Consider the following 3,047-nt stretch of genomic DNA (forward strand, 5'->3'; position numbering starts at 1 on the left):
TTGCTTTGAAAGCTTCGGATGATTAGTACTACTCGACTGTGCTGTCACCAGCTTTACATCTGTAGCCTATCAACGTAGTAGTCTGCTACGGTCCTATATGGAATTCTCATCTCGTGGCTAGTTTCGCACTTAGATGCTTTCAGCGCTTATCTATTCCCAGCGTAGCTACTCTGCAATGCCCCTGGCGGAACAACAGATTCACTAGAGGCTGGTCCAACCCGGTCCTCTCGTACTAAGGTCAGCCCCACTCAAAATTCCTACGCCCACAACAGATAGGGACCGAACTGTCTCGCGACGTTCTGAACCCAGCTCGCGTGCCACTTTAATCGGCGAACAGCCGAACCCTTGGGACCTTCTCCAGCCCCAGGATGTGACGAGCCGACATCGAGGTGCCAAACCTCCCCGTCGATATGAGCTCTTGGGGGAGATCAGCCTGTTATCCCCAGCGTACCTTTTATCCTTTGAGCGATGGCCCTTCCATGCAGAACCACCGGATCACTATATCCGTCTTTCGACCCTGATCGACCTGTATGTCTCACAGTCAAGCAAGCTTATGCTATTGCACTCCGCGTACGGTTACCAAGCGTACTGAGCTTACCTTTGAAAGCCTCCGTTACCTTTTTGGAGGCGACCACCCCAGTCAAACTACCCATCAAACAATGTCTCCCGCTTGGCAGGATTAGACACCGAATACAGAAAGGGTGGTATTTCAACGTTGGCTCCACGACGCCTAGCGACGCCGCTTCAAAGCCTCCCACCTATCCTACACATCCTGTATCCAATGTCAATGTTAAATTGTAGTGAAGGTGCATGGGGTCTTTCCGTCCCGTTGCGGGTACCCGGCGTCTTCACCGGGACCACAATTTCACCGAGCTCATGGCTGAGACAGCGCCCAGATCGTTACACCATTCGTGCAGGTCGGAACTTACCCGACAAGGAATTTCGCTACCTTAGGACCGTTATAGTTACGGCCGCCGTTTACTGGGGCTTCGATTCAATGCTTCTCCTTGCGGATGACATCCCCTCTTAACCTTCCAGCACCGGGCAGGTGTCAGGCCTTATACTTCATCTTTCGATTTTGCAAAGCCATGTGTTTTTGTTAAACAGTCGCCTGGGCCTTTTCACTGCGGCTAACATTGCTGCTAGCGCCCCTTCTCCCGAAGTTACAGGGCCATTTTGCCGAGTTCCTTAGCCATGATTCACTCGAGCACCTTAGAATCCTCTTCCCGGATACCTGTGTCGGTTTGCGGTACGGGTTTTTATAACCTGAAGCTTAGCGGTTTTTCTTGGAAGTCTGATTACCTGCACTATCCACTCAGCCGAAGCCTCGCGGTACTATCAGCGTTCAGCTAGATCGGCGGATTTGCCTACCGTTCTAATACCTACAGCCTTTAACGATCTATTCCGTCAGATCGCGGCAGTGTCACTACTCCGTCCCCACATCGCAGTTATAAAAAGTACTGGAATATTAACCAGTTGTCCATCGAATTTCCCCTTCGGGTTCTCCTTAGGTCCCGACTAACCCTGATCCGATTAGCGTTGATCAGGAAACCTTATCCTTTCGGTGGGTGGGTTTCTCGCCCACCTTATCGTTACTTATGCCTACATTTGCTTTTCTAGAAGCTCCAGCACCCATTACCAGGTACCTTCGCTGCCGCTAGAATGCTCCCCTACCGATATATTTCAATCCCATAGCTTCGGTGTACAGTTTAATGCCCGTTTATTATCCATGCCCGATCGCTCGACTAGTGAGCTGTTACGCACTCTTTAAATGAATGGCTGCTTCCAAGCCAACATCCTAGCTGTCTGTGCAATCGGACCTCGTTAGTTCAACTTAACTGTAACTTGGGGACCTTAGCTGATGGTCTGGGTTCTTTCCCTCTCGGCGCGTGACCTTAGCACCCCGCGCCTCACTGCAGATCATATTTCATAGCATTCGGAGTTTGTCTGGATTTGGTAGGATTTGACTCCCCCGCACCCAATCAGTAGCTCTACCTCTATGAAACTTAATATCCACGCTGTTCCTAAAAACATTTCGGGGAGTACGAGCTATTTCCCAGTTTGATTAGCCTTTCACCCCTACCCACAGATCATCCGGAAACTTTTCAACGTTTATCGGTTCGGTCCTCCAGTACGTGTTACCGCACCTTCAACCTGTCCATGGGTAGATCACAAGGTTTCGCGTCTACCCCCTCTGACTATACGCCCTATTCAGACTCGCTTTCGCTTCGGATCCGTGCCTGAAGCACTTAACCTTGCCAGAGAGGAGTAACTCGTAGGCTCATTATGCAAAAGGCACGCCGTCACGCAACTTGTACGCTCCGACCGCTTGTAAGTACACGGTTTCAGGTTCTATTTCACTCCCCTGTTCGGGGTTCTTTTCACCTTTCCCTCACGGTACTGGTTCACTATCGGTCTCTCAGGAGTATTTAGCCTTACCGGATGGTGCCGGCAGATTCCCACAAGGCGTCTCCGACCTCGCGGTACTCAGGATACTGCTAAGCTAGCATTCTATACGTGTACAGGGCTATCACCTTGTATCGCCGGGCTTCCCATCCCGTTCCACTTCTGTTTGCTAATGCCATGTTGCAGTCCTACAACCCCCACTTTGCCGTAACAAGGTAGGTTTGGGCTCTTTCCCTTTCGCTCGCCACTACTCAGGAAATCATTATTATTTTCTCTTCCTCTGCTTACTTAGATGTTTCAGTTCGGCAGGTTTGCTCATTATATGTGACATGTCTTCAACATGCCGGGTTGCCCCATTCGGAAATCTTCGGATCAATTCCTATTTGCAAATACCCGAAGCTTATCGCAGCTTATCACGTCCTTCATCGCCTCTGAGAGCCAAGGCATCCCCCGTGTACTCTTTTTTACTTTCTTCTACTTGTACGCCTTTTGCGCCGTACAGTATGCTTTTTTTGCTCTTGTTATGATGTCTCATCCCTAATTTTGTATTGCTACATCCTTAGGAGAGCACAAACACAACAGTCGCCTATTGTTGTTTGCTCTTCTTTTTTAACTTCTTCCAATATGTCAAAGAACTTTAT

At 49.5% G+C, this 3,047-nt stretch carries 1 rRNA gene; it reads right to left on the bottom strand.

The features are described from left to right. Positions 1-3 precede the first annotated feature (3 nt). Positions 4-2,880 (bottom strand): 23S ribosomal RNA (locus ACTJKC_RS25345). Positions 2,881-3,047: the final 167 nt, after the last annotated feature.

The organism is Pedobacter sp. 22226 (assembly GCF_052045455.1).
Taxonomy (GTDB): domain Bacteria; phylum Bacteroidota; class Bacteroidia; order Sphingobacteriales; family Sphingobacteriaceae; genus Pedobacter; species Pedobacter jeongneungensis.